This window comes from Halopseudomonas sp. 4NH20-0008 (genome assembly GCF_057548395.1).
The window spans coordinates 141,567-163,666 of the sequence record NZ_BAAJMD010000009.1; the positions used below are offsets into that span (position 1 = coordinate 141,567).

Below are 22,100 nucleotides of genomic sequence, written 5' to 3' on the forward strand. Positions count from 1 at the left end.
GCGTCCGAGTGCTTTGACTTGTTAACCCTTTGCTGAAAAAGACTCATGGTAAGTAACCTTTCCTTGAGGTAAATCACCTTGAAATACCAAAGCTTGGAAATATTCAGGTGGAACACCAGGAAGTACTAAACCTTCTCTAGGTTTAAAGCCAAAGCGATGGTAATAGTCTGGATCTCCAAGCAATACACAACCTTTAGCTTTTTTATTCTTTAGCTCTTGGATGGCAGCTCTCATGAGCTTTGAGCCAATACCTTTACCCTGCTTGTTGGGAAGAACTGATATTGGACCAAGACCATACCAACTATCTATATTGTCAGAAATAGTAACCGGAGAAAGCGCCACATGCCCAACGACATTACCTTCTTCTTCGGCAACAAGTGAAATTGATAATGCGCCTGACTCACGAAGTGCTTTAACAATAAACTGCTCCGTATGATCGGTGTGTGGCGCTTCAAGAAAGGCGGCAACAGTAACCTCATGGATGCTTTGAGTATCCCTTGGTTGTTCTTTTCGAATATTAATACTCAACCGGATATCTCCTTGAGGGTTAACATTTGTATAGTGGTCGCACTGACTCATATCTCGGTGATCGTTTTGTCTTTTTCAAATCTAACCTCAAACTAGCTGCAAGTCATGTAAATAAAGGCTTCTGGCCCTTCTGGCGATAAAAAGCTATTTTGCAAAACGGTCGCAGCGACTCATATCCCCATTTTGGGTTTGATTCGTAACCACCTGAATTAGTTGAATAAAAAGCAAAAAAATGCAATTGCTCTGAGATATCGGTCACACCGATCGTTTTTCCGGCTTGCCCTGGCTGTCATTTTAAACAATGCTGGTTGTATATACAGCATGGAGACAGTCAATGGACGACATTCCGGTTCCTCTCCCACCGCAGCCTGTGCGTTTTATGGATCGCTTCAAGGCGCATATGCGGGCCAAGCGTTTGGCTTGCCGTACTGAAAAAACCTATTGCTTATGGGTTCTGGATTTCATCCGGTTCCATGAGCGTCGTCACCCAGAGGCAATGGGTGCAGAGGAGGTTGATGCCTGGCTGAGCTACCTGGCCAATAAGCGTCAGGTGTCGGTCAACACTCAAAAGACGGCGCTTAATGCGGTGGTTTATCTCTACAAGCAATTTCTTGGCATTGAGCTAAGTGACCTGCAGTTCAGCAGAACCAGTAAGGGGCGGCGATTGCCAGTGGTGTTTTCACATGCTGAGGCGATGCAGGTCATTGCTGCCATGAAAGGCACTCATCAACTTGTGGCAGGTTTGATGTATGGCTCCGGGTTACGCGTAATGGAGGCCGTGCGTCTGCGGGTGCAGGATGTTGATTTTTCTGAGCAGTGCCTGTTTGTGCGTGAGGCCAAAGGTGAGAAGTGGCGGCGCACGCTGTTACCTCGTTCTCTTTTGGCGCCTTTGCGCTCACAAATTGATTTGGCTTTGGCACTGCACCAACGCGACCTGCAAGATGGCTTTGGCGCTGTGTATTTACCCGGTGCGCTTGCCAAAAAATACCCCAAGGCGCCGACCAGCCCTCAGTGGCAATATGTTTTCCCGGCACCACAGCGCTCTCTCGATCCGCGCAGTAACGTAATACGCCGTCATCATGTGGGTGAGCAGCAGGTACGCCGGTCTGTGGCTGCGGCCTTGTCAAGCTTGGGTATCCACAAAAAGGCCAGTTGTCATACTTTTCGTCACAGCTTTGCTACCAATCTCCTGCAGGCAGGCACCGATATTCGCAGCATTCAGGAGTTGCTGGGTCATAACGATGTGAATACGACCATGATCTATACCCATGTAGTGGGCGCGCATGCTCGTGGTGTGGCCAGTCCCATGGATAGAGGATAAGGTCTGTGAACAATCCCCGGACACGCTACCGCCCCACCTGTGCGCCGATTAAATGCGCAGGGTGTAGCCAGTGGTTCAGTGCCTGATGCAAAGGACCGGTCGGGCGCCGGGTGTGCAGGCGGCGGGCCAGTATCTTTGCGACGCTTTGATAGTGCCGCAGTTCAGCGGGGTTGCCAAGGGGCGTGGGCTAGATCAATTCCGGCCAAGCAGCCCCCAGTGAACGTAGCCGAACAGTAATACCTGTAGCCGATGAGCCCATGGGTTGGCGAGTGGGCGCAGGCGTTTGTCTACCCAGGCCAGTTCGAGCAGATGAATGGCCAGCGTGATCACGGCGGCCTTGATCAGCAGACTACCGATCGCGCCCATGGCCGGTAACAGCAGTGCCAGGGCGGCAAGGGCCCAGAGCATGACGAGCAGTACCTTGCCGAGGGTGAAGACGATGTTCATGGTCTGTCCCTGGTTTGCGATCCGTTGAGTTGACCGGTTGCTCAGTTATACAAAAAGCTCGGGCCCGGGTGCTCGCGGCCATCGTCCACACCGACTTCAAGTGCGACCAGATCGTTGACCCGGCTGTTCAGGCTTTCAATCAACTGGCGATGTGCTTCCGGGTTGTTGGCCAGGTTGGTCAGTTCATGGGGGTCGTTGTGCAGGTCGTAGAGTTCCAGGTCGTTATTGGCCATCAGGGTCTGCAGATCGGTGGGGGTATGGTGGTTGCTCGGGGCAAAGTAGCGGGCAAATTTGTAGCGCCCGTCATGGATGCCGCGGAACAGTGCGCGGTTATCCCGCGATGGGCCCAGCCGGCCCTGACGCAGGGACTCCCTGATAATGGCCCAGGGCGTGACCTTGTCGGCGTTGAGCATGACCGCTTCGGTAAATTCCGGATCCAGGTACATGCTTACGCCGTAGTTGAACAGGTGGCCGCGCTCATCGCGCTCGGAGCGCTGGCTGCTGCCGCCCAGGCTGCCCACCAGACTGACGCCAACCAGCTGCGGATACTCTTCGCTTTGCTGCGAGGTGCCCATGCCGGCCAGCTCGAGGATGGTCGGTACGATGTCGACCGTTGAACCCAGTGCCGGGGTGTCATGCGGGTACTGGATGTCCGGGTGGCTGACGATGAAATTGACCCGGGTGTTTTCCTTGTACATGTGCGGGCCTTTCTGCCGCAGCTTGTGTGCACCGGCCATTTCGCCGTGGTCAGCGGTGAGTATGACGATGGTGTCCTGATCCCGACCGCTGGTTTTTAGAGCGTCAAGTACCTGAGCGATGGACTGGTCGACATCGCGGATGCAGTTGAAGTAGTAACTCTGCAGGCCCTGCCACAGTGCTTCGTCATGCGGATCGATATGGCCATACACCTGGTTGCATATGTGGACGTCGGTCTGCTGCGCCCAGGGTTTCTGGCTCAGGTCTTCGCTGTAGAAACTCGCCGGCAGGGGGACGTCCCAGTGTTTGGCATAGACGCCGGTTGCCGGGCCGGGTGAAATGGGGCCGAGGTAGTTTTCCCGCAGGCGGCTGCGCTGCTGATCCGGCCCGGAGCTGTAGAACATGATGTCGTGCGGATTGACGAAGTTGACCGCCATAAACCAGGGCTGCTGATCATCCTTGTGCTCGTGCAGCCAACTGACGGTATCGCTGGCGGTGACCTTGTCGAAGATAAAACCGCTCATGTGTGAGCCGTGCGGGTCACCGTTGAGGTTGTAGTCGGCAAAGCCAAAGGGCAGTAGGGCATCGGTGGTGGTTTCTACCGTGCCATAGGTCAGGTCCGAGGCTTCGGCAATGTGCGAGAGATGCCATTTGCCCTTGTAGGCGGTGTGATAACCCAGACTGCCGAGCATATGACCCAGGGTCGGCAGCGCCGATGACAGCGCCTTGAACGGCGGTAAGCCGAGGTTGGCGGTAATGCCGGTGTGCTGGGTGTGCTGCCCGGTGAAGATCACCGAGCGTGAAGGCGAGCAGGGCGTGGTGTTGACGTGAAAGTTGCCCAGGCTGACGCCGCGTTGCCTCAGAGCCTCGTGACCGGGCAGGTGCAGAATGCTGGGTAGATCGGCCATGGCCCGCTCCTGATCGGTGACGATCAGCAGGATGTTCAGCTTGCGTTGCCCGCTGCGCGGCATGCGCGCGGTATCTGCCGCAGCTGAGAGTGGCAGGCTGCTGCTGCCGCCTGCGGTTACCGACTGGGCCAGACTGGCGCTGGACAGTACGCCAGCCCACTTGAGCAGTTCACGACGTTTCATTTTTGGCTCCCTGCGCTGTATCGCTTGATTGTTGTAATAGCGGGGTACAGAAACAGGCTGCCAAAAGCGGGAATGCAATGCCAATGCATAATAGTTGTCGAATTGATGAGGTCAGCGCATGGACGATGGCCAAACCCTGAGTGCCTGTGTCCGGCTCACAGGACCACCAGAGCTGTTCTTTCCTGACGACACCGGGTGGCGCGGCTGACGCCGGTGCTCAAGTCAAGCCGCGACGCCGATCAGATGCCGTTATCGCTGTCATAGTGGTACTCGCGGCACAGCCATTGCGTATCGCTGTGACCATCGCTATAGCGGGTATGGCCGCTGATTTCCCGCAGCAGATCGTCGTTGACCTCGGCCAGCCGGTTGATAAAGGCGCTGAAGCTGCCACGTGCGATGAATTCAAACCCGTCATGCTCGAATTCGAATACCTGTCCCTGCTGTTCCGGGCCCAGGGCCAGCAGGAAATAGTTGCCGGAGTTGGGTACCTCACCAAACACCATATAGTCATCCAGCCAGCCGGGTAGCAGCTCTTCGGCCTCGTCGTCTTCAAGGCTGTCGACCCAGTCATCGAACTCGGCGCGCAGGGTGGGCCACATGCTCGGGTGGGCGATCAAAAAGGCGCTGGCCTGGCCGATATGCTCGGATTCATTGCTGTCGCAATACAGCCGCAGCTCGCCAAAGCGCTGATAAAACGCCAGCAGCTCGGCGACATCACCCAGTTGTTGGCCAATATAGTCCAGGGTTTCCTGGTCCAGCCCCTGCTCGGTCTGATGGCTGATATGAGCGACATGGCGTTGCGGGCCGGGCTCGGGCCAGCCGCTGTCGACGCAGACAAAGCGCTGGTTACGCCGCGCCAGCAGGGTGTCCAGAGGGGCAAACAAGGTGGTTGATTGGCTGGTCACAGGGCTATCCCGGGTCTGAAGGTTCGAGGGTGTCAGCATCAGCTGCTAACTGGAACTCTACGGATTTACCGAGGGCGGCGCCAGCAGGTCACTGTCCCGTACCGGTCAGGTTACTTGGCGCCTGATTGCAGGTCAGGGTTTTGATCATTTATTAGTATGTCTTTTCTAAAATGACTGGTTAGTCTGACTCTGCGGTCGAGACCTACGCGACCAACCCTTTATGACAGGCAAGGAGTGATTACCATGGCAACGGCAAAGAAAGAGACTCTGATCGACTCAGGCGTGAATCTGGTCACTGAAGTGGCCGACGGCATCAAGACGCAATCACGTCAGTTCTGGTTGGCTGGCCTGGGCGCCTACGCCAAGGCAGGCAAAGACAGCCTTGAATACTTCAAGGATCTGGTTGCCGAGGGCGAAGTGCTGGAGAAGCAGGGTAAAGAGCTGATCTCCGAGCAGGTCGAGACCGCTACCAGCAAGCTGGAAACCCTGAAAGGACGCTTCCATGAGATGACCGGTGGTCGTCTGGAGAAGGTGGCGTCCGAACTGGAAGAACGCCGCAGTGCTGTGCTTGCGCGCTTTGGTATTCCTACCAGCAGTGAAATGTCAAAGTTGTCGGCAAAGATTGATCAACTCACAGCGACCTTGAAAAAGGCCAGCTGAGTCACACCGCTTTCCCCTTTACCCGGCCAATTGGCCGGGTTTTTTGTGCCTGCTCAGCGGTAGCGGTCTACCAGCATCTGCATCCACTCGCGGGTATCGCTGTCCAGGTAGGGCAGCAGCAAGCCCAGTACCTGTTGCACGCCGAGTCCGGGATTGTCCTGGTCACCGCGGGTAATGCGCTGGTAGTCGAGCCAGAACAGGCAGGTCTGGCACAGGGCGTCGAGCAGGCGCGCAAGGCTGTCGTCGTCACAATCCAGATGCTGTTGCTCGCGCAGCCCCAGCAGCAGGCGTAACAGGGTGGCGCGCAGGGCCGCAATCCAGTGCTGCATGCCGCGCTGGATAAAGGCATGTCGGCCGCACAGGTTGGATAGGTCCTGGAACAGGAAGCGGTAGGCAATGATGCCCTCGAACAGCAGGTGCAGGAACAACCAGTAATCTTCCGGATCCAGTGCTGCCGGATCGGTGTCCAGGCGCAGCAGACCCTCGGTCTGGGTCATGAACTGTTCCAGCAGGGCCTCGAGCAGGGCTTCCTTGCCACGGAAGTGGTAATACAGGTTGCCCGGGCTGATATCCAGTTCGTTGGCGATATCCAGGGTGGTGACATTCGGCTCGCCTTGATCATTGAAGAGTTCAAGGGTGCACAACAGGATGCGGTCACGGGTTTTCATCGGGTGTCTCAGCTCTGGTAAACATAGCAGCCGGGTGCGGCATCCAACGGTGGAAAGTGCGTATTGCCAAGCGCTGCCGGGGCGGCTTTGAGGCGGCCAGCATGGCTTTTCAGCCAGCCGCTCCAATGTGGCCACCAACTGCCCTCATGCGCTGTGCTGGTGGCCAACCAGGCATCGGCATCAGCCTGTTGAGCCGGGCCGATACGAAAGCGCGCGCCAGGATGATCCAGCGGATTGATCAGGCTCTGGATATGCCCACTATGGCTCTGCACAAATACCTTGTCGCCGCCCAGGCGGCTGTCGGGATAGCTATTCTGCCAATTGACGATATGGTCGCGTTGCGCGCCCAGATGCCAGCTTGGCGTCTGGATGCCTGACAGATCCATGGCGGCCCCTTGCACCACCAGATGCCCTGCTGCGGCCAGCGGGTCGCGCTCGAACAGATCCAGCATATCGTCGACCAGGCGCGCAGGCAGGCGGGTATTGTCCTGGCTCCAGAACAGCACTTCGCGGGCCGGCGGGGCTTGATCCAGGCCATAACGTTGCAATGCCATGGGCCAGACAAAATGTTCAGGCCTGAGCCAGGCAAAGCTGCTACCCAGTTGATTGGCCTGCAGGCAGCCCTGCCGCCACAGCCGACGACGCAGGCGCTGGCGCGCCGCCGGACCGGCCAGCGCCAGCGTGTCGGTTTGCAGTCGGGCATCCAGCGGCGTCACCAGATAGCTGCTGGCGCTGAGGCGCTGCGACTGGTTGCGGGCCTGCAGCAGCCCTTGCAGCAACAACCCGAGTACGCCGCCGGCGCACACGGCCAGCAGCATGGCCTGTTTGCTCTCGGCAATCGCACAGCTGGTTTCCAGCGCCGCAAGGCAGGCACCCACATACTGATTGAAGCCCCATTCGGCCTGTTCGGGCGTCGGGTTGCGCCAACTGATCAGAAAGACCTGCAGCCCTTGTTCCAGGGCATGGCGAACCAGGCTGCTGGTGGGGGTCAAATCCAGCAGATAGAAGCGGTTCAGGGGCGGCGGAATGATCAGCAGCGGTTTGCTGTGCACCTTGGGCGTGCGAGGTTGGTATTGAATCAGTTCAAACAGCGGTTGGCGCTGCACCACGCGGCCCGGAGTACTGGCCAGATCACGGCCAAGCAGAAAAGCATGATCGTCACTCAGCGGGGCCAGCGGGCGCTCCATCAACAGGTCGGCCGCCAGATGCTGCAGGCCATTGAGCAGGCTGCGACCACCGGTTTCCTTGAGCCGTGTTCTGAATTCGGGGTTCAGCGGACTGTTACTGGGGGCCAGCGCGGCGCTGAGTTGCCGTCCCAGTAGCGCCAGGCGGCTGCGGTCCGCCGGGCTGACCTGTAAGCCCTGCAGCCAGTCTTCGCCCTGGGCACACAGGCTTAGCCAGGCTTGCAGGCTGCGCTGCAAACAGGACTGGGCTTGCCAGTCGGGATGCCCGAAGCGACTGTCGCCGGGTACCAAGGCGTGCTGTTGATCGCCACGCAAGGCACCCAGCAGGCGGGTGCCCAATGCCAGAGTATGGCGTGCATGGTGACAGGGTTGAGCCGGGAGTGTGCGAAGTGCTGCCAACAATCTGTCAGCCAGATCCCCGGTCAGTGCGGTCGTTGCCTGAGGGGTCGTGCTGACGGGCATCCAGGGGTCCTTGTCCAGATACAATTGAAGGTGATCTCAGTGTACCCCAAGGCGCTCAAGACTCAACGTTTGATCAGTCCGCTGAGCAGTGGCTTGATTACCGCACGCTGCTTTTCCTCGGCCAGAAAACGCATGATGATCGGTGCTACGGCATCTGCTCGGGTGATCAGGAACAGGTGGCCATCATCAATCACGTGCAGTTCCGCGTTGGGAATACGCCAGGCGATCATGCGCATGTTGATCAGCGGAATAATCGGGTCATCATCGCCGGCCAGCACCAGGGTCGGCTGACGGATTTTGTGCAGCCAATGAATACTGGTCCAGCCCAGGCCGGCAAACAGCTGCCAGTAATAGCCGACCTTGCCGGAGGAACGCACCTTGGCAGCATGCGACATGGCCAGTTTGGGATCGCGTCGGAAGGCGCCACCGTAGATGTCGGCAGCAATCTTGACGCCATGTGAGGGCTGAATATAACGGCGCGGACTGGCCATCTTCAGCAGAACCTTGGGCTTGCCCGGCACCATCACGGCGCCAGCGGCGGTGGCCGCCAGGATCAGTTTTTTGCAGCGCTCGGGGTAATCACGGGCAAATTGCTGGGCCAGTGCACCACCCCAGGACACACCAATGACATTGACCTGACCATAGTTCAGGTAATCGAGCATGCGTGCCGCCAGTTTGGCCAGACCGGGGAAACGGTAGGGCGTCATCGGCGTAGACGAGCCGCCAACGCCGGGCACGTCAAAGGCGATAACCTCAAGGTCCGGGTCCAGCGCCTTGACGAAAGGGAACACCAGTTCCAGGTTGGCGCCGATACCATTGAACACCAGCAAGGGCGGAAGATTGCCCTTGCCGGGTCGGACGGCGGTCCGAAGGAACTGGCCATCCAGTTCGATAGTGCGAAAAACAAAAGAGTGCTGCGGCATCTGCTGATCTCGTAATGACGCGCCTAGCGTTCGTGAACATAAGTCCCGGGCGCCGCTTCCATCGGCACAAAGTTGTCGTTGCCCAGTACCGTCGGAGCGGCCTTGAGCTTGCCGCCACGGGCATGCAGCCAGTCGCGCCAGTATTGCCACCAGGAGTCGGATTGTTTGGTGGCAGTTTCCAGCCACTGCTTGGGATCATCCGGCATGCTGGTGTTGGTAAAGAAGCGCGACTTGGGATTGCCTGGTGGATTCAGAATACTCTGAATGTGTCCACTTGAGGACAAAACAAATTCGCACTTGCCGCCGAGTAGGCGTGCTGACTTGTAGCAGGCATCCCAGGGCGTGATGTGATCGGTCAGGCCGGCAATACAGAAAAAGTCGCACTTGACCTGCTTGAGGTCAATCGGTGTGCCACAGACTTCCAGAGCATTGGCTCGAGTCAGCGGGTTGGTCTTGAACATTTCCAGGAACTCGCCGTGCAGCGCTGCGGGCAGGCGCGTGGTGTCATTGTTCCAGAACAGAATGTCGAATACCGGCGGCTCATTGCCGAGCAGGTAGTTGTTGACCCAGTAATTCCAGATCAGATCGTTGGGGCGCATCCAGGCAAACACCTTGGCCATGTCTTTGCCTTCCAGTACACCGTTCTGGTAGGACATGCGCCGCGCAGCTTCAATCGACTTCTCATCGGCGAATAGCGCCACCTGAGTCTTCACTTCCGTGTCCAGCACGCTGACCAGCAGGGTGAAGGAGTGGACTTTCTTTTCCTTCAAGGCTGCATAGTGTCCAAGCAGGGACGCGGTGGTGAGGCCGCCGGAGCAGGCTCCGAGCATGCTCAGATCCTTGCTGCCGGTAATGCTCAGGACCACGTCGACGGCTTCTTTCAGGGCTTCAATATAGGTGGACAGGCCCCATTCACGCTGGGCCTTGGTCGGATTGCGCCAGCTGACCACAAAGGTCTGCATATGACTCAGAGTCAGGTAGCGTGCCAGGCTTTTTTCCGGCGACAGGTCAAACACATAGAACTTGTTGATCTGTGGCGGCACTACCAGCACCGGACGCTCGTAGACCTCTTCGGTCAGCGGCTTGTACTGGATCAGCTCCAGCACTTCATTGCGAAAGACTACTGAGCCCTTGGTCACGGCCAGGTTTTTGCCGACTTCAAAGGCCTTCATATTGACCTGGCTGGGCATGCCACCATTATTGGCCATGTCTTGAGCCAGATGGGTCAGGCCATCGAACAGGCTCTTGCCGCCGGTTTCAAAGAAGCGTTTGATCGCCGCGGGATTCAAGGCGGTATTGGTTGGCGCCATGGCTTCGGTCATCAGGGCAATGACGAACTGGGCGCGGGTAATGTCCTGGGGTGGCAAGTCGGCGGTGGTAATCCAGTTGTTCAACTCTTTGCGCCAGGCCAGATAGCCCTGCATATAGCGGCGATACAGCGGGTTTTGCGTCCAGGTCGGATCGCCAAAGCGCTTGTCATCCGGGGTTGGGGCAATCTCGGAGCGCCCGAGCATGACATCCTTGACCGCCAGGCCCAGACGGCCAATATGCTTGAGGCTGTGGATCGGCTGCTTGACGGTCTGACGCAATACCAGACGTGCCGTGGTGATCAGATCCCGGGTTGGTGCGCCGATGATCGGATTGGGGCCAAGAATGTTCTCACTGGCCTGCTGGCCGAGTTCTTCGTCTTTTTTGTGGGCCATCTATTAAAGCTCCATAACTAATCTGACTGAGCAGAGACAAGGCGTGTAGGGTGCTGCGCAAAGCGTGGCAGCCGGTAGGCGAAAGCTGCCCTGACTGTGAAGAATTGTTAACTTGTGAGACAAGTTAGCACGGGCGGACAGCGGTTTTAAACCGTTTTAGCTGCGATGACGGTATTTTCCGGCAGATTCGCGCTTATGCCCTGATGGGTTTGGCTCAGGGAATGAAACGTACAGCGGAGGTATGCGGATCGCGACTGGCGCCGGCGGCGGCCAATTGGTCGAGGTAGGCCTGCCAGCGCTGGGACTGTTCGGTGGCCAGTTGGTAAAGGTATTCCCAGGTGAAGAGGCCGCTGTCATGCCCGTCATCAAATACCAGCTTGAGGGCATAGCTGCCGGCCTGCTCAAGGCCTACCAGCACGACATGCTGCTTGCCGGTCTGCAGCACCGGCTTGCCATGACCGCGCACCTCAGCCGACGGTGAGCTGACGCGCAGATACTCCGCCGGCAAACTGAAACTGCGCCCATCCGCATACCCCAGCTCCAAGGTGCGCGAGGCTTTATGCAGTTTGATGGTGGTGGGAATGGGCATGGACAGTCCTTTCAGCTTCAAGCGACAAGCCTCAAGCTACAAGCTACAAAGCAGTATGTGTCGTCAGCACGGTCTGCTTACAGCTTGCAGCTTGTCGCTTGCGGCTTATCTTAGAGAATATACCGCGACAGATCTTCATTGACCGCCAACTCGCCCAGGTGCTGTTCTACGTAGGCGGCGTCAATATTCAGCGGCGAGCCGTCCTGGCTGCTGGCCAGATCGGCGGCAGCGAAGGAGACCTCCTCCAGAAGGCGTTCAAGCACCGTGTGCAGGCGGCGGGCACCGATGTTCTCGGTTTTTTCGTTGACCTGCCAGGCGATTTCCGCCAGACGCTTGATGGCATCTTCAGTAAAGTCGATGTCCAGTCCTTCGGTCTGCATGAGTGCTCGGTATTGCTCGGTCAGCGAGGCATGGGGTTCGGTCAGGATGCGCTCGAAATCACCCGGTGTCAGCGATTGCAGTTCCACGCGGATCGGCAGACGGCCTTGCAGCTCGGGAATCAGGTCCGAGGGCTTGGTCAGGTGAAAGGCACCCGAGGCAATGAACAGGATATGGTCGGTCTTGATCATGCCAAACTTGGTGTTCACCGTGCAGCCCTCAATCAGTGGCAGCAGATCGCGCTGCACGCCTTCGCGCGAGACATCGGCGCCGCCACCACTGTTGGCGCGCTTGCTGACCTTGTCGATTTCATCAAGAAACACGATGCCGTTCTGCTCGACCGCGTGAATGGCGCGGGTCTTGATGTCCTCTTCGTTGACCAGACGGGCGGCTTCTTCATCGCGTGCCAGTTTCAGCGCATCCTTGACCTTGAGGGTGCGGGTTTTGCGCTTGTCCTTGCCGAAGCTGGAAAACATGTTCTGCAGCTGGCTGGTCATTTCTTCCATGCCGGGTGGCGCCATGATTTCGACCCCGACCGGGGTATCGGCCAGTTCGATGTCAATGTCCTTGTCGTCCAGCTGGCCTTCACGCAAGCGCTTGCGGAACAGTTGGCGGGTGCTGGAGTCTTCGCGCACCGGCTGGTCGCTGACGCCCTGGCGTGCAGGGGGCAACAGCGCATCCAGAATGCGCTCCTCGGCCGCATCTTCGGCGCGGTGCTGCAGTTTGTGCATTTCCTGCTCGCGCAGCATCTTGATCGCCGCATCCACCAGATCACGGATGATCGACTCGACGTCACGGCCAACATAACCGACCTCGGTGAACTTGGTCGCTTCTACCTTGATAAAGGGAGCCTGCGCCAGTTTGGCCAGGCGACGGGCTATCTCGGTCTTGCCGACGCCGGTCGGACCAATCATCAGAATGTTCTTGGGCGTTACTTCAGCACGCAGCGCCTCGGGCAGCTGCTGGCGCCGCCAGCGATTGCGCAGGGCAATGGCAACGGCGCGCTTGGCATCCTGCTGGCCGATAATGTGGCGGTCGAGCTCGTGAACTATTTCGCGGGGAGTCATGGACATGCTGCTGATTTTCCGGATGCCTCAGGTGTTGGCATCCAGCTCCTCAATGGTCTGGTTATGATTGGTGTAGATGCAGATTTCGCCGGCAATGTTCAGGCTTTGTTCGACAATCTCACGGGCGGACAGTTCGGTATTGCGCAGCAAGGCGCTGGCGGCAGCCTGGGCAAAGGGGCCGCCGGAACCAATGGCAATCAGACCTTCTTCAGGTTCGATCACGTCACCGTTGCCGGTAATGATCAGTGATGCGTCCTTGTTGGCCACCGCCAGCAGGGCTTCAAGACGCCGCAGGGCGCGATCGGTACGCCAATCTTTGGCCAGTTCGACGGCAGCGCGTACCAGATGGCCCTGATGCTTCTCGAGTTGGGCTTCAAAACGCTCGAAGAGGGTAAAGGCATCTGCGGTACCGCCAGCAAAACCGGCAATGACCTGGTCCTTGTAAAGACGACGTACTTTGCGGGCATTGCCCTTCATGACGGTATTGCCCAGTGAGACCTGGCCATCACCGCCGATCACCACCTTGCCGTTGCGACGAACGGATACGATTGTGGTCACGCGCAGCTCCTGCTTGACTGTTCAGAGGGGGGTCGGCGCAGTGGCGGCGACCATATGCAGTTTATCTGGGGGCAGGATTGGGGAATTCAAGGCGGGTATAAATACGACAGCCCGGGTGATCTCACCCGAGGCTGTTGGAGCAATTATTGTCGACGGCAGGCTACGGCTTATTGTGGCCGGCGTTGCAGCAGCAGGTTATCGAAGCCATTCCCGGCCAGGGTTTTCTGTGCCTGGTCGAGGCTGGAGCGGTCACCGAAGGGACCAACTTGCACCCGATACCAGGTCTCGCCACCGGCCAGATTGGCGTTTTCCAGGTTGACGTCCAGACCCAGCAGCAGAATTTGTGCCCTGACCCGGTCAGCCTCGGCACGTTGGCGGAAGGAGCCGGCCTGCAGGAAAAACTGTGTGGTAGCCGTTGCAGGTGTGTCAGGCCGAGGGGTTTCCGTTTCTGCTGCAGGCGTTTCTGCTGCGGTGTTCTGCGGCACGATGACTTCAGACTCCGGTAACAGGGTATAGAAGTCGTAACGTGGCTGTTCGGGTGCAGTGGTGACGGGTGCACGCTGGGTCGGTGGCGGTGGGGTGGGTGTTGCGTCGCGACGAATGCCGTCCTTGCCAGGCTCAAGCTGAAACAGAAAGGCTACAAACAAGCCGATGGCCAGCCCGCTGACCAGCCACAGCCAACCGGGAATGCTGCGCTTGTTCGATTGCTGCTGACGGCTGGCGCCGCGCCGGGGGGCTTTGCGTGCTTTGGCCATGCTGCTTACATGCGCTCCAGAGTATCAATGCCGAGCAGGGTAAGCCCTTGCTGCAGTGTGCGTCCAGTCAGGGCGGCTAGGCGCAGGCGGCTGTCGCGCTGGGCCGGTTGTTCGGCGCCGAGAATCGGGCAGTTTTCGTAGAAACTGGAGAAGCGACCCGCCAGCTCGTATAGATAGTGGCAGAGCACATGCGGGGTGCCTTCACGGGCTACGTATTCCAGGGTCTGGCTGAACTGGTCGAGGTGGGCGGCCAGCTCGGTTTCCGCTGGCTCAACCAGTTGCATGGGCGCCAGGTCATTGATGGCCAGCATGCTCCGCTCCAGTTTGCGAAATATGCTGGCGACCCGAGTGTAGGCGTACATCAGGTAGGGCGCGGTATTGCCCTCAAAGCTCAGCATCAGCTCAAAGTTGAAGCTGTAGTCGCTGCTGCGGTGCTTGGACAGGTCGGCATACTTGACGGCGCCAATACCGACGGCGAGACCAATCTGTTGCAGGTCGGCCTCAGCCAACTCCGGGTTTTTCTCGGCGACCAGGCGATAGGCACGCTGTTCGGCTTCCTCAAGCAAGTCAATGAGTTTGACGGTACCGCCATCGCGGGTCTTGAACGGCTTGCCGTCGGCGCCGTTCATGGTGCCAAAGCCCATGTGTTCGAGTTGCACCTGCTCGGGTACAAAACCGGCCAGTTTTGCCACAGCAAACACCTGCTGAAAGTGCAGCGCCTGGCGTTGGTCAACAAAGTACAGCACGCGGTCGGCCTTGAGCTGCTCGACGCGGTAGCGCATGGCGACCAGGTCCGAGGTGGCGTACAGGTAACCGCCGCCAGCCTTTTGAATGATCACGGGCAGCGGGTTACCTTCGGCATTCTTGAACTGATCGAGGAACACGCACTGGGCGCCCTGGCTCTCGGTCAGCAGGCCCTTGGCTTTCAGCGCATCGACTATGCCGGCGAGCTGGTCGTTATAGGCGCTTTCGCCGCGTACATCCTCAGCGCTCAGGCTTACGCCCAGACGCTGGTAAATGGCCTGGCAATGGCCCAGCGAGATACTGTTGAAGCGCTGCCACAGGGCCAGGCATTCGGGGTCACCGGCCTGCAGCTGAACTACCCGCTCACGGGCGCGATCAGCAAACTCGGGAGACTGGTCGAAGCGCTGCTTGGCCTGACGGTAAAAGTGCTCCAGATCGGCCAGTTCGGCTTCGGCGTCGACGCTGTGCTCTTCCAGATAGGCCAGCAGCATGCCGAACTGGGTGCCCCAGTCGCCGACATGGTTCTGGCGGATGACGCTGTGGCCCAGGTGCTCCAGCACTCGCGCCACGGCATCACCAATGATGGTGGAGCGCAGGTGGCCTACGTGCATTTCCTTGGCCAGGTTGGGCGAGGAGTAGTCGACCACTACACGCTGGGTCGGCTCGGCAGCGGCGACACCCAAGCGGCTGTCAGCCAGCGCCTGATCAAGCTTGCCGGCCAGCCACTGGGGGTCCTGAAAGACGTTGATAAAACCCGGGCCGGCAATGTTCACGCTGGCTACCGCCGGATGGCTCGGCAGCGCTGCAACCAGTTGTTCAGCTAGGTCGCGCGGCTTCATACCGGCCGGTTTGGCCAGCATCATGGCCAGATTGCTGGCAAAGTCACCGTGACTCTTGTCGCGCGCCAGTTCAACCTGAATCGACGGCGTCAGATCAGCGGGCAGCACGCCCTGTTGCTGAAGCGTGGTAACGGCGCTGGCAAGCAGCTGACTGATGATGTTCTTCATATGCAGTTGGGTATCCGGCGAATGCCTGTGGAAAACCGGGCATTATCCGCGTTCAGAGCGCGCTTGCCAAATCCCGTTCAAAACATGTCCAGCGGATCGACGTCGATCGACCAGCGAACCTTGCGTCCCAGCGGATGGCTTTCCAGTTGTGGCAACCAGTGAAACAACAATTGGTGCAGGGTCGAACGCTGCGGCGATTGCACCAGCAGCTGCGCCCGATAGCGTCCGGCGCGGCGTTCCATGACCGAGGGTACCGGGCCGAGCATGTCGATCACCCCGAGTCCGAGGCTATCGGTCAGTTGTTCGGCCAGTTCGCAGGCTGATTCCAGAAAGGCATTGGCATTGGCGGCGTTGTTTGATTCGGCCCGCAGCAGGGCGATAAAACTGAACGGCGGCAAGCCGGCGCGGCCACGGGCATCCAGTTCATGTTCGGCAATCGCCCCGTAGCCCTGTTCGGTCAGGGCTATCAGCAGGGGGTGTTCGGCCATATGCGTCTGGATCAGCACCTGTCCGGGTTTGTCCGCGCGACCGGCGCGTCCGGCGACCTGGGTGATCAGCTGAGCCATGCGTTCCGGGCCGCGGAAGTCGGCGGAAAACAATCCGCCATCGGCATCCAGAATGGCGACCAGCGTGACATCCGGGAAATGGTGACCCTTGGCCAACATCTGGGTGCCAACCAGCAGGCAGGGTGCGCCACTTTGAATGCGTTTGATGGCGTCCTGCATGGCGCTTTTGCGGGCCATGCTCTCGCGGTCAATGCGCAGAACCGAGAAGCTGGGGAAGCAACTGGCCAGATATTCTTCGGTTCGCTCGGTGCCTGCGCCCAGGGGTTTCAGCTCGATGCTGAAGCATTTCGGACACTCGGTTTCCAATGGGCGCTGACTGTCGCAGTGGTGGCAGTGCAGCCGGGCCGGGTTCTGATGCACGGTCATGCGCGCATCGCAGCGTGTGCACTCGGCAATCCAACCGCAGTCGTGGCACATCAGCGTGGGCGCAAAACCGCGGCGGTTGATAAATACCAGAACCTGATTGCCGCGTTGCAGATGCTCGCCTATGGCTTCGGTCATGGGGCGGCAGAGTCCGGCCTGCAGCTTGCGGCTACGAATGTCGATGCACTGGAACTGCGGGGGCTTGGCCTGGCCGGCGCGCTCGGTCAGCAACAGGTGGCGATAACGGTTGCGGCGGACGTTATGCAAACTCTCCAGTGAGGGCGTAGCCGAGCCGAGAATCACCGGCATGTTTTCCACATGGCCACGGTACACCGCCAGATCGCGGGCGTTATAGCGTAGCCCCTCCTGCTGTTTGAAGGACAGGTCGTGTTCCTCATCGACAATGATCAGGCCCGGACGAGCCAGTGGCGTGAATATCGCCGAGCGGGTGCCAATGATGATGCTGGCCTCGCCGTCCCGGGCGGCAATCCAGGCGTCCAGCCGCTCGCGGTCATTCAGGCCTGAGTGCAAGATCACGGTGGGGCAACTGAAACGTCGTTGAAAGCGATCAAGGGTCTGGGGGGTGAGGCCGATTTCCGGAATCAGTACCAGTACCTGCAGGCCCAGTCGCAGGCGTTGTTCGATGGCTTGCAGATAGACCTCGGTTTTGCCGCTACCTGTCACACCATCCAATAACCAGCAGACAAAGCCTTTTTCTGCGGCAATAGCCTGCAGTGCGGCCTGTTGTTCGGCGTTGGCGCTCAGAGGTACCTCCCTTAATAAGGGTAAGGGTTCGGCACTGTGGTGCGGCGACTGTTCAATGCGTGTTGCCAGGCCCTTGCGCTCCAGGGCCTCCAGGGCATCGCGGGTCAGCCCCCATTGGCTAATCAGTGCATGTGACAGCCCATGCGGGTGCTGTGATAAAACCTGTACGGCCTGCTTTTGCTTGGCTGCGCGACTGACCGCTGGATGCTCGGGGTAGGCGCCCGGCAGCAGCTTCCAGAGTACGTCCTGGCGCGCCAGTGCTGGCTCACCCTGACGCAACAGGGTGGGCAGTGCGCAACTGAGGGTATCGCCAAGACCATGCTGATAATAGCTGGCGGTCCACAGGCAGAGCTGCCACAGGCTGTCGGGCATCAGGGGTTGCAGGTCAATCAGTTCGACAGCGCGCTTGAGCTTGCCGCTGGGCACCTCGGTGGTGTCGCTGAGACTGGCGATCAGGCCTACCATCTGGCGCTGACCAAAGGGTACACGGACCCGTGATCCGATGCGCAGATCCTCCTTGCGAGCGCCCGCCGGCGACTGGTAGTCGAACAGGCGGCGCAGGGGTGAGGGCAGGGCAACCTGCAGAATGGGTCCGGACACAGAAAACTCCCTAAGTCAGTCGCGGCATGTTAGCACTCCCGTCAAGGAATGCAGGATACTTGCGTCTGCAGCGGATTCTGTTATTATCGCCGGCCTATTTTACGGTCCCTGTGCCCAAGCGCTGGAGCCAGCAAACACACGTACAGTGCGGTGCCTGATCAGGTTGATCCGGTGGCGGCACACCCACAGAGGAAAGACCATGAAAGCTGATTTGCATCCTACCTACGTTGAGCTTGAAGCCACTTGCAGCTGCGGCAACGTGATCAAGACCCGTTCTACGCTGACCAAGGGTATTCACCTGGACGTATGCTCCGAGTGCCACCCCTTCTACACCGGCAAGCAGAAGATGCTGGATACCGGTGGTCGTATCGAGCGTTTCAAGCAGCGCTTTGGCGCTGTCAGCACCAAGTAAATTGTCCTCTGGCCTGTTTGCAATGGCCATCAGGCAACACAGAAAGGCGCTCCATGTGGGCGCCTTTTTTGTTGCCTGGTTGTTTTCCGGCGTCCTGCTGGCCGACTCGTGTCAGCTCACTGAGCGGGGCGAGTTGGTCGCCAGCCAGTTTGTGCTGGATGGCGATACCCTACAGTTGACCGATGGGCGGCGCCTGCGCCTGATTGGCCTGGATACACCTGAAATCGGGCGTCGTGGCGAGCCCTCCCAGCCCTTTTCTCAGGCGGCCAAGCGTCGCTTGCAGGAGCTTGCTGGCGCCGCTGGTTTGCGTCTGGTTGTCGGGACAGAGGGGCGCGACCGTTATGGGCGAACGCTGGGCCATCTTTTCTCTGCGGATGGCTATAATCTGGAAGCACGGCTGCTTGAGGAAGGGCTAGGCTTTGCCATAGCGGTACCGCCCAATACGGCGCTGGCCCGCTGTCATCTGGATGCCGAGCGACGCGCCCGTAGTGCGCGTCTTGGTCTGTGGGGCGAGTCGCCGATCAAGCCGGTGGCTGATCTGCAGACGGGTGGCTTTCAGGTGCTGCGCGGGCGGATTCAGTCGTTCAATGAAGCGGCTGGTCACCTGTGGCTGGAGATGGACGGACCACTGGTTTTACGCATAGGGCGAGACGACCGGGAGCAGTTCTCGGCACCGACGGCAGCCTGGCTTGGTCGAGAAGTGGAGGTCCGTGGCTGGGTGATTGATCGTCGGGGCCAGGCTAGCTTGCGGCCTCAACACAAGCCTTTCATGCTGCCCCTGCGTCACCCATTGATGCTGGAGATGAAGTGATGATCACGCGTTACTGGCTAATTTGGTTGTTGGCTTTTGCCTTGCTGTCGGGCTGCGCGACCAATCCGGTCAGCGGCAAGCGCGACTTTGTGATGATGTCCGAGGCTCAGGAGTTGGCCTTGGGGCAGCAGGCCAGCGCCCAGATTGCCCAGCAAATGCCCATGCTCAAGAATGACAAGTTGCAAGCCTATGTGCAGGACGTCGGTCAGCGCTTGGCTGGGCAAAGCCACCGCAGCAATCTGAGCTATCAATTCAACATCGTTGATTCACCGGATATCAATGCCTTTGCCTTGCCGGGTGGCTACATCTATATCAATCGTGGCTTGCTTGCCTATATGAACTCCGAGGCCGAAATGGCGGCTGTTCTGGGTCATGAAATTGGCCATGTGACCGCCCGTCATGGGGTCCGGCAGCAAAGCATGGCCATGGGCACGGGGTTGCTCGCGCAAGTTCTGGCCGCTGGAACAGGTATCGGTGCGGCGGGTGATCTTGGCAATATGGTTGGCACCGCCATGGTCAGGGGTTATGGTCGTGACATGGAGTTAGAGGCTGACGGCCTGGGCGCTGAATACCTTGCGCGTACCGGATATCGCGCCGATGCAGTGCTGGACGTGATTGGTGTGCTCAAGGACCAGGATACCTTTGCCCGCCAACGCGCCGAGGCCGAGGGCCGCCAGGTCCAGGGTTATCATGGTCTGTTCTCAACGCATCCGACCCATGATCAACGCTTGCAGCAAGTCGTTGAGCAGGCCCGTGCTCTGTCGGCGGGCGTCGATCAGCGACTGGGTCGAGAAGGGTATCTGCGTGCCATCGACGGCATGGTATTTGGTGATAGTGCCGAGCAGGGCATTGTTCGGGGTCAGCATGTCTATCATGCGGGCCTGAATATGACCCTGGAATACCCCGAAGGCTGGCAGGTGCGCAACCGACCCGACGTGTTGCTCGCGCATACCCGGGATGAGCAAGCCTTTATTGCGCTGACTACCGAGCGCTTGACCTCTGACCCGGTACCCTCGGCTGAAGCCTTGTTGCGCCAGCGCGCCGGTAAGGAAACCCTGGTCCAGGGAGAGGCGTTCAGTGGTATGGGTTATCAAGGCTATATGGCAGTGATTCCTGGTGCCAATGCCAGGCGCGTGGCAGTAATTGTGCGCGGCGATCAGGCTTTTCTATTCATCGGGGCTTTTCGCGACCGCGGGCCGCTTGAGCTTTACGATTCTGCCTATGTCAGCGTTATTCGCAGCTTCAGGGGGTTGAGCCGTACTGACAAGGCGCTGGCCGAACCCATGCGCATTCGTCTGCATCGTGTTCGCCAGGGTGACACCTATGCCCGGTTGGCCCGACAAAGCCCGTTGGGCGAGGGTGCCGAAGCACGCTTGCGCCTGCTCAATGGGCATTGGCCTGATGGTCAGCTAGAACCGGGACAGTGGCTCAAAGTTGTAAGATAATGTCCTTGACATTGATCTGCTGAATGATCTTGTTCGGGGATTGGCTTTTCTGTATTCTCCATCGCCCGCATAAGCAACTTGACCGGAAAACTTAATATGTCTGATTTGAGAACCGATGCACTCGACTATCATGCAAACCCGCGTCCGGGCAAGCTGAGCGTTGAACTGACCAAGCCCACTGCGACAGCCCGTGATCTGGCACTGGCCTACAGCCCGGGCGTGGCTGAGCCGGTCCGCGAGATCGCCAAGGATCCGCTGAATGCATTCAAATACACCGGCAAGGGTAACCTCGTTGCGGTGATTTCAGATGGCACTGCCATTCTGGGTCTCGGTAATCTGGGTCCGTTGGCCAGCAAGCCGGTTATGGAAGGCAAGGGCGTGTTGTTCAAGCGCTTTGCCGGTATCGACGTGTTTGATATCGAAGTTGAGTCAGAAAGCCCGCAGGCTTTTATTGATACCGTCAAGCGTATCTCCTGCACTTTTGGTGGCATCAACCTGGAAGACATCAAGGCACCCGAGTGCTTTGAGATTGAGCGCGCTCTGATCGAGCAGTGCGATATTCCGATTTTCCACGACGACCAGCATGGTACTGCCATCGTAACTGCAGCCGCCATGATCAACGCGCTTGAGCTGGCTGACAAGAAGCTGGAAGAAGCCAAGGTAGTATGTCTGGGTGCCGGTGCTGCCGCTATCGCTTGCATGAAGCTGCTGGTCAGCATGGGCTGCAAGGTCGAAAATATCTACATGCTCGACCGTAAGGGCGTGATTCACTCTGGCCGTGACGACCTGAACGAGTACAAGGCTATTTTTGCCAGCGAAACCGACAAGCGTACCCTGGCGGATGCCATGAAAGGCGCTGATGTGTTCCTCGGCCTGTCCGGCCCGAACCTGCTGCAGCCAGCCGAACTGAAACTGATGGCTGAAAATCCCATCGTTTTCGCCTGCTCCAACCCGGATCCGGAAATCGATCCTGAACTGGCGCGCGCCTCACGTCCTGACGTGATCATGGCTACCGGTCGTTCCGACTACCCTAACCAGGTAAACAACGTTCTGGGCTTCCCCTTCATTTTCCGCGGTGCACTGGACGTAAGAGCCACCCGCATCAATGAAGAAATGAAGATTGCCGCTGTTCATGCCATTCGTGAACTGGCTAAAGAGCCTGTGCCACAGTATGTGTCTGAAGCCTACGGCGGTATCGATCTGGCGTTTGGTCGTGAGTACATCATTCCCAAGCCCATGGATGTCCGTCTGATCGAGCGTGTGCCCGCTGCTGTTGCCAAGGCGGCTATCGATTCTGGCGTGGCGACGCTGCCGTACCCGGCGCATTACCCGCTGAAGTCGGTTGAAGATTGCATCTGATCCGCGCTCTGCTGGTTTGCAGCTGAACAAGAACCCCGCCGACGGCGGGGTTTTTTGTGCCGGAAATAACTCAAAAGCGCTTGACGGTTTTCT

The 22,100-nt window shown here is 58.6% G+C and carries 20 protein-coding genes; 6 read left to right on the top strand and 14 right to left on the bottom strand.

Annotation, left to right across the window (positions count from 1 at the left end; all coding sequences use genetic code 11):
• Window positions 1-21: 21 nt before the first annotated feature.
• On the bottom strand, window positions 22-528 hold the full coding sequence (locus AC27HQ_RS10955) for a GNAT family N-acetyltransferase (protein ID WP_487156201.1): 507 nt from the start codon (window positions 526-528) through the stop codon (window positions 22-24).
• Window positions 529-862: 334 nt separating this feature from the next.
• Here AC27HQ_RS10955 and AC27HQ_RS10960 point away from each other — a divergent pair, with 334 nt between their 5' ends.
• Window positions 863-1,849, top strand: a complete 987-nt coding sequence (locus AC27HQ_RS10960; protein WP_487156202.1) for an integron integrase — start codon at window positions 863-865, stop codon at window positions 1,847-1,849.
• A 192-nt stretch (window positions 1,850-2,041) separates the two neighbouring features.
• On the opposite strand, the gene AC27HQ_RS10965 is transcribed toward AC27HQ_RS10960, so the two are convergent.
• The 3 genes from AC27HQ_RS10965 to AC27HQ_RS10975 all read right to left on the bottom strand — a co-directional run bounded on the left by AC27HQ_RS10965 (window position 2,042) and on the right by AC27HQ_RS10975 (window position 4,988).
• Window positions 2,042-2,296, bottom strand: a complete 255-nt coding sequence (locus tag AC27HQ_RS10965) for a DUF1145 domain-containing protein (RefSeq protein WP_487156203.1) — start codon at window positions 2,294-2,296, stop codon at window positions 2,042-2,044.
• A gap of 41 nt (window positions 2,297-2,337) precedes the next feature.
• Window positions 2,338-4,083: a sulfatase family protein gene (locus AC27HQ_RS10970; protein WP_487156204.1), complete on the bottom strand. Its 1,746-nt coding sequence runs from the start codon at window positions 4,081-4,083 to the stop codon at window positions 2,338-2,340.
• Between the two features lie 239 nt (window positions 4,084-4,322).
• Window positions 4,323-4,988, bottom strand: coding sequence for an SMI1/KNR4 family protein (locus tag AC27HQ_RS10975; RefSeq protein ID WP_487156205.1), 666 nt, complete (start codon window positions 4,986-4,988; stop codon window positions 4,323-4,325).
• Between the two features lie 243 nt (window positions 4,989-5,231).
• Here AC27HQ_RS10975 and AC27HQ_RS10980 point away from each other — a divergent pair, with 243 nt between their 5' ends.
• Window positions 5,232-5,648 carry a phasin family protein gene (locus AC27HQ_RS10980; RefSeq protein WP_487156206.1) on the top strand — a complete coding sequence of 139 codons (417 nt, stop codon included), beginning with the start codon at window positions 5,232-5,234 and terminating at the stop codon, window positions 5,646-5,648.
• A 53-nt stretch (window positions 5,649-5,701) separates the two neighbouring features.
• On the opposite strand, the gene AC27HQ_RS10985 is transcribed toward AC27HQ_RS10980, so the two are convergent.
• The 10 genes from AC27HQ_RS10985 to AC27HQ_RS11030 form a co-directional block, all read right to left on the bottom strand.
• The gene (locus AC27HQ_RS10985; RefSeq protein ID WP_487156207.1) at window positions 5,702-6,316 is read right to left on the bottom strand and encodes a TetR/AcrR family transcriptional regulator; all 615 of its coding nucleotides are present in this window, start codon (window positions 6,314-6,316) and stop codon (window positions 5,702-5,704) included.
• A gap of 8 nt (window positions 6,317-6,324) precedes the next feature.
• Window positions 6,325-7,962, bottom strand: a complete 1,638-nt coding sequence (locus tag AC27HQ_RS10990; RefSeq protein WP_487156208.1) for a class II poly(R)-hydroxyalkanoic acid synthase — start codon at window positions 7,960-7,962, stop codon at window positions 6,325-6,327.
• A 62-nt stretch (window positions 7,963-8,024) separates the two neighbouring features.
• Window positions 8,025-8,885, bottom strand: coding sequence for a poly(3-hydroxyalkanoate) depolymerase (phaZ, locus tag AC27HQ_RS10995; RefSeq protein WP_487156209.1), 861 nt, complete (start codon window positions 8,883-8,885; stop codon window positions 8,025-8,027).
• 23 nt (window positions 8,886-8,908) lie between these two features.
• Window positions 8,909-10,588, bottom strand: a complete 1,680-nt coding sequence (gene phaC / locus AC27HQ_RS11000; protein WP_487156210.1) for a class II poly(R)-hydroxyalkanoic acid synthase — start codon at window positions 10,586-10,588, stop codon at window positions 8,909-8,911.
• Between the two features lie 214 nt (window positions 10,589-10,802).
• Complete coding sequence (locus tag AC27HQ_RS11005) at window positions 10,803-11,177, bottom strand: gamma-butyrobetaine hydroxylase family protein (protein WP_487156211.1); 375 nt, start codon at window positions 11,175-11,177, stop codon at window positions 10,803-10,805.
• A 110-nt stretch (window positions 11,178-11,287) separates the two neighbouring features.
• The gene (gene hslU / locus AC27HQ_RS11010; protein ID WP_487156212.1) at window positions 11,288-12,628 is read right to left on the bottom strand and encodes an ATP-dependent protease ATPase subunit HslU; all 1,341 of its coding nucleotides are present in this window, start codon (window positions 12,626-12,628) and stop codon (window positions 11,288-11,290) included.
• Window positions 12,629-12,649: 21 nt separating this feature from the next.
• Window positions 12,650-13,180 carry an ATP-dependent protease subunit HslV gene (hslV, locus tag AC27HQ_RS11015; protein WP_487156213.1) on the bottom strand — a complete coding sequence of 177 codons (531 nt, stop codon included), beginning with the start codon at window positions 13,178-13,180 and terminating at the stop codon, window positions 12,650-12,652.
• 167 nt (window positions 13,181-13,347) lie between these two features.
• Window positions 13,348-13,935 (bottom strand): SPOR domain-containing protein, encoded by a 588-nt coding sequence (locus AC27HQ_RS11020; RefSeq protein ID WP_487156214.1) that lies wholly within the window; start codon window positions 13,933-13,935, stop codon window positions 13,348-13,350.
• 5 nt (window positions 13,936-13,940) lie between these two features.
• A complete protein-coding gene (argS, locus tag AC27HQ_RS11025) occupies window positions 13,941-15,686 on the bottom strand; it encodes an arginine--tRNA ligase (RefSeq protein ID WP_487156215.1) in 1,746 nt (581 codons plus the stop codon).
• A 77-nt stretch (window positions 15,687-15,763) separates the two neighbouring features.
• Window positions 15,764-17,980: a primosomal protein N' gene (locus AC27HQ_RS11030; RefSeq protein ID WP_487156216.1), complete on the bottom strand. Its 2,217-nt coding sequence runs from the start codon at window positions 17,978-17,980 to the stop codon at window positions 15,764-15,766.
• 199 nt (window positions 17,981-18,179) lie between these two features.
• Here AC27HQ_RS11030 and rpmE point away from each other — a divergent pair, with 199 nt between their 5' ends.
• The 4 genes from rpmE to AC27HQ_RS11050 all read left to right on the top strand — a co-directional run bounded on the left by rpmE (window position 18,180) and on the right by AC27HQ_RS11050 (window position 22,007).
• The gene (rpmE, locus tag AC27HQ_RS11035; RefSeq protein ID WP_487156217.1) at window positions 18,180-18,392 is read left to right on the top strand and encodes a 50S ribosomal protein L31; all 213 of its coding nucleotides are present in this window, start codon (window positions 18,180-18,182) and stop codon (window positions 18,390-18,392) included.
• 55 nt (window positions 18,393-18,447) lie between these two features.
• Entirely contained in the window at window positions 18,448-19,203 is a 756-nt protein-coding gene (locus AC27HQ_RS11040) for a thermonuclease family protein (protein ID WP_487156218.1), read from the top strand.
• Window positions 19,203-20,648, top strand: coding sequence for a M48 family metalloprotease (locus AC27HQ_RS11045; RefSeq protein WP_487156219.1), 1,446 nt, complete (start codon window positions 19,203-19,205; stop codon window positions 20,646-20,648). The genes AC27HQ_RS11040 and AC27HQ_RS11045 overlap by 1 nt, the downstream gene beginning before the upstream one ends.
• Before the next feature lie 96 nt (window positions 20,649-20,744).
• The gene (locus AC27HQ_RS11050) at window positions 20,745-22,007 is read left to right on the top strand and encodes a malic enzyme-like NAD(P)-binding protein (RefSeq protein WP_487156220.1); all 1,263 of its coding nucleotides are present in this window, start codon (window positions 20,745-20,747) and stop codon (window positions 22,005-22,007) included.
• The last annotated feature ends 93 nt before the right edge of the window (window positions 22,008-22,100 follow it).